At 60.2% G+C, this 4,385-nt stretch carries 5 protein-coding genes and 1 tRNA gene; 4 read left to right on the top strand and 2 right to left on the bottom strand.

The genetic code is table 11. The annotated features are described in order from the left end of the window. Positions 1-102: 102 nt before the first annotated feature. Entirely contained in the window at positions 103-708 is a 606-nt protein-coding gene (locus ACZY0Y_RS19630; protein ID WP_024368455.1) for an ANTAR domain-containing response regulator, read from the bottom strand. A gap of 205 nt (positions 709-913) precedes the next feature. Here ACZY0Y_RS19630 and ACZY0Y_RS19625 point away from each other — a divergent pair. Both ACZY0Y_RS19625 and ACZY0Y_RS19620 read left to right on the top strand, forming a co-directional pair. Next, positions 914-995: transfer RNA gene (locus ACZY0Y_RS19625), tRNA-Leu, on the top strand. Positions 996-2,104: 1,109 nt separating this feature from the next. Further along, on the top strand, positions 2,105-2,386 hold the full coding sequence (locus ACZY0Y_RS19620) for a hypothetical protein (protein WP_463959909.1): 282 nt from the start codon (positions 2,105-2,107) through the stop codon (positions 2,384-2,386). Between the two features lie 529 nt (positions 2,387-2,915). Here ACZY0Y_RS19620 and ACZY0Y_RS19615 read toward each other — a convergent pair. Beyond that, positions 2,916-3,167, bottom strand: coding sequence for a hypothetical protein (locus tag ACZY0Y_RS19615; RefSeq protein WP_463959908.1), 252 nt, complete (start codon positions 3,165-3,167; stop codon positions 2,916-2,918). A 17-nt stretch (positions 3,168-3,184) separates the two neighbouring features. Here ACZY0Y_RS19615 and ACZY0Y_RS19610 point away from each other — a divergent pair, with 17 nt between their 5' ends. Continuing rightward, complete coding sequence (locus tag ACZY0Y_RS19610) at positions 3,185-3,592, top strand: DUF6355 family natural product biosynthesis protein (RefSeq protein WP_463959907.1); 408 nt, start codon at positions 3,185-3,187, stop codon at positions 3,590-3,592. A gap of 12 nt (positions 3,593-3,604) precedes the next feature. Then, a complete protein-coding gene (locus tag ACZY0Y_RS19605) occupies positions 3,605-3,928 on the top strand; it encodes a DUF6355 family natural product biosynthesis protein (protein ID WP_463959906.1) in 324 nt (107 codons plus the stop codon). Positions 3,929-4,385: the final 457 nt, after the last annotated feature.

The following is a 4,385-nucleotide window of genomic DNA, read 5'->3' as shown; positions in this document are numbered from 1 at the left end:
AAAGGGGTGTGGTTTGGGGGCGGAGGGAGAGGGGGGGGTGCCCCTTAGGGGGGAGAAGGTGGCCGGGGACCCTCCTTCTATGTCTTTTTCTTGCCGGCCGGACTAGTTGACCTGGTTGATGATGGTCTCGGCAACCTCACGCATGCTCAGGCGGCGGTCCATGGACGTCTTCTGGATCCAGCGGAATGCCTCGGGCTCCGTCAGGCCCATCTTGGTGGTCAGGAGGCTCTTGGCACGCTCCACGAGCTTGCGGGTGGCGAACTGCTCCTGCAGATCAGTCACTTCGCTTTCGAGGGCCTTGATTTCCTCATGGCGGGAGAGGGCGATCTCCAGCGCGGGGATGAGGTCGGCGGGGGTGAACGGCTTGACCACGTAGGCCATGGCGCCGGCGTCGCGGGCCCGCTCGACGAGTTCCTTCTGGCTGAACGCGGTGAGCAGGACCACGGGGGCGATCCTGGCCTTGACGATCTTCTCGGCGGCGGAGATGCCGTCCATGACGGGCATCTTGACGTCCATCAGGACCAGGTCCGGCTTAAGTTCCTCGGCGAGCTGCACGGCCTTCTCGCCGTTGTCAGCTTCGCCGACGACGTCATAGCCTTCGCCCCGCAGGATCTCGATGATGTCGAGCCGGATAAGGGTCTCGTCCTCGGCGACAACCACGCGGCGCGCCGGCTTGGACGTGGGGTTTGACTCCGTCTGTTCTGACACGGGAACTCCTTGGAAAGGTACGGCGGGGACTGGACCATCTTAGGTTGTCACCGCTGCTGTACTGGGACCGGTTATGTTCGATGCGGCGTCACTGGCGCGATTCTGGAATTCAGCCTATCTGCATGTAGAGTAATTCCGCGCACTGGAAGCGATCGCGTTGCTCACAGCACTGTGGCTGGGCGATTATGACACCGGTGTACTCCGCGCCCGAGTGGCGGAATTGGCAGACGCGCCGCACTCAAAATGCGGTATCGAAAGGTGTGTGGGTTCGAGTCCCACCTCGGGCACAGTGTTTCCGCAGGTCAGTGGCTTTTAGGCGTATTTTCGTGTGCACATTGTGCACACTCTCGCCCCTGATCTGATGTTCCGGGTGTGTGGGATCCCGGAAAGACACTGTTCGGTTTGTGGTGGAGCAGCTCGCTACGGCGGGCCGCGTACCGCTCTGCGGGGTCTCATGTTGGTGTTCATCCTCGTTCGTCCTTTCCTTGGGTTTTCGCGTTCACCACTTCATGGCGGCTAGAGCGGCCTACAACATGACGTGCTGATTATTCTTTAGTTGGACCTGGGTTTGCGGCTGGTCCGGATTGTTCTCTCTGATACCTGTTCATGCGGGAATGCGGAGGGAGCGGCATGACATGGCAACTGATCCGGAGGTGATCATGAGCTCGCTGAGCCTGGTCAGCGGGCAGGCCCCAAGGGCGATCTGCAGGAACTCCTGGGCTTTGTGGCCCTGGGCCTTTCCACGAGTTGCGGACGGTCGCGTGGGCGTCGTGACGTGTGCCAGAGTCCGACTGGCAAAACGACTATGTCGACTGCAAGCGGGTGTGAACCGTTCGATCAAACGAACGAGGGAATCCGCAATGGCCTGCAACAAGTATCCGTACCCGAGCCCATTCACCGCCCTGCGCGCCCTGGACGCAATCGTGGCAGTGGGGGAGCCGGGGCAGGCATTCCGCCCGGGCCTACCCGTGCGAGCACTACCACCGCAGGCACCTGACCTCCAAGAAAGTCGCAGGCAGGAAGCTCCCGGAGTGGGAACGTCGCCAGGTCTCGCTACCCGCGCCGTAAACGATCCCAGTCGCTTGTGCCTCCTCGTCCCGACATCGAATGTCCTCCCGGTTGACGGCGGCCCGAAGCTTGTGATCAAACGGCACGACTCTCCGGGGAGCAAGTAGCGCGGCCGCGAGCGGGCGGATACGCCGCTTCGGTCGGGGAGCCGCAGGTGTCAGATGCTCAGAGGTTCTTCTCGGCGTCGTCCGCGGCATAGTCTTCGTCGCCGTTCGTCATGTCGATGGCGCGGTCGACGTTTTTGTTCGACTCGATGCCGGAGCGGACGCAGTTGCCGGACTGCGAGTAGGGCTGGCCGGCGCGGCCCCATCTTGCTTATAGTGCTCTCTTGCCCATTTTTCAGGAGAGGATTTCCATGGCCGCTGAGGACTACTTCGTCCACCGTCACCAGGACACCTTCATCGCGGAGGACCACCTCGATGTCTGGCGTCCCATTCCACACGGAGATAGGAACGCTGTGATCCAGATAGACCAGGCGGACGGGGTTACGGCGGCAGTCGACTACCGGGCCGAAGACGCGCCAGCCCTGGCCCGCGCGATCCTCGAAGCAGTCGGCATCGACTCCCGGACTGAGTTCCTCGGCGAGCTGCCGGACCTGAACGCTGGGTAGCCCCTCATGAGGCTGCGTGATGTCTGGTTCTTCCACAAAGTACTGCAGGTAGGAAAGCCCGAGGGCTACAGGCTGACCAGGAAACACACATGCGCCGTCCTCGCCTTGCGTTCTCAGTCCCCACGACAGACCTGGGCCTGGCTCAAGCCTGTCCCAGCTTCGCGAGAGGCTCGGCAATCGGGCTGCCGTCCCGGTACTGCTTTGGGCACCGCGCCAGCGACCTCTTCAGGACCGCGATCTCCTCATCGCACTGGCTAAGCTTCCAATGGACGATGGTGGCCTGATCCGTGTATCCAAGGGCCGGCATATCGCCCGTCTCATCCCCTTCGGCGCCTTGAATGGCTTTTGTAGCAGAGGACGAGCGCCCCTTTCGAGCTTGCCGTCGCGTTTGAACTGCTTGATGGGCTCAATGAGCTTTAGGTAGTGGACGCCGTCAACCACGCCCCGCTTGAACTGGGCCGCCCGTTCACCGCCGCCGGCCAGGATCCTCCACGTAGCCGCATGTCACTTCCGCAGGAGCGAAGTCCTCTCAGTTATCCCTGTCTGAGATTTCCTTCGCTGTTCGCCGCAATCTGATAGCGGCAAGCCCGATGACGCTGCCTGCTGCGGCCAGGAAGAAGAACAGCACCAGCAGCGGACCAGACATCCCAGGAAAAAGCGGGTTCCGGCCGGTGAGGAAGATCGAAGCCAAGAGGCCCGCCATCGACACGCAAAACGCCAGCCCTAGTACCTTCTGCTTGCGGCCCTGGCGCATCGTCGGCGATCTAGTTGAAGTAGCCATGGATATATTCTATCGTATTGAACGAACCCAACTTGACAGGGTTTGTAAATAACATGGGGGAAAATAACATGAAAGCTCGAAAGATTGTCACAATTCTGTCCACAGGGCTTCTCGTTGCCGGTGGCATCGTTGGCACCTCACTAGTGGGGCCGGAAGAGGCGAAGGCTTCGGTATGTGGTTACTCGCAAGAAATCCGCACCTACAGTTCCATCCTCAGTCTGAACTTGCTTGGTCAGACCCTAGACCCCTTTGGCGGCCAGAAAGTCGTGTCTGTCTACGGTCACTGCGGTCCCACAAACGTTAGGATCGTCACCGAATCACCCAATGGCAACCGTTACGCATGCGTACCCCCGGGTGACAGCTGGCTCGGATTCGTGAACCAGGGCGACAGGATCACTGGCGCCTACTACGTCGGCCTCTGCTAAGGGGCAGGTCCAATGAGTCAGCTAAACGGTTTCAAGCGCTTTTGCGCCGCAATAACGACTGGGGCGGCTCTGGTAGTCTCCGGACTGGTAGTCACCGCCGCGCCGGCATCTGCAGCCGTGTGCGGTTTTCAGGGTGTTGTCACGTCGAACATCGGCGGCAACATACCGCCCTGGGAAGAAGCGATCTATAACCACTGCGGTCCAGGTAACGTCAAGATCAGAGTCCAGTACTACTACGCCGAACGCGACCTGTGCGTGACCCCTGGAGAAACCCGCCTCTATGCAAACCCGAACTTGGGCGGCCTCAACTTTGCATATTACATTGGCGGCTGCTGACCAATACGAATCAGCCGATTCTCTGTAGGGCAAATATTTACTGTGTTACACAGAAAGTATTTATAACCTACTTCTAAATGAAAACTGAAGTGCTTCATCCCCACCGGGATACCCATCGCTCGTGAGTTTGCATTCACGGCATTCTGTGAGTGTCCCACCGGCGGTCCACTATGCCGGTGGGACACTCATATAGGTCTTCGGACAACCGCCAGCCCCGCTTGGAACGGCTCCTTGGATCCGCAGTTGACGCAAGCCGAGGTTCCGGACTGGCCGCATTGTCGAGCTGATTCGTTCGGCAGCGTACCGACTCGACAGGCATGGACTCAATGAGCGGTGCTAGCCGCGTCTTAGCCTTGATCCACCGATCCGCCTGGGCTGATGATCTGGATCTGACTTTTGGCGGTTTTGCGGGCTGAGTGCGTGGTGGGGTGCCGGGCCTCGCTGCCCTTGGGTGTTC

This window comes from Pseudarthrobacter kochi, assembly GCF_055412805.1.
Note: the sequence above shows the minus strand (reverse complement) of the source record. Positions and strands in the feature narration are given on the sequence as shown.

Excerpts from the sequence above, each read along its gene's own strand:
- ACZY0Y_RS19605 (WP_463959906.1), top strand. The coding sequence starts at position 3,605 with ATGAGTCAGCTAAACGGTTTCAAGCGCTTTTGCGCCGCAATAACGACT.
- ACZY0Y_RS19615 (WP_463959908.1), bottom strand. The coding sequence starts at position 3,167 with ATGGCTACTTCAACTAGATCGCCGACGATGCGCCAGGGCCGCAAGCAG.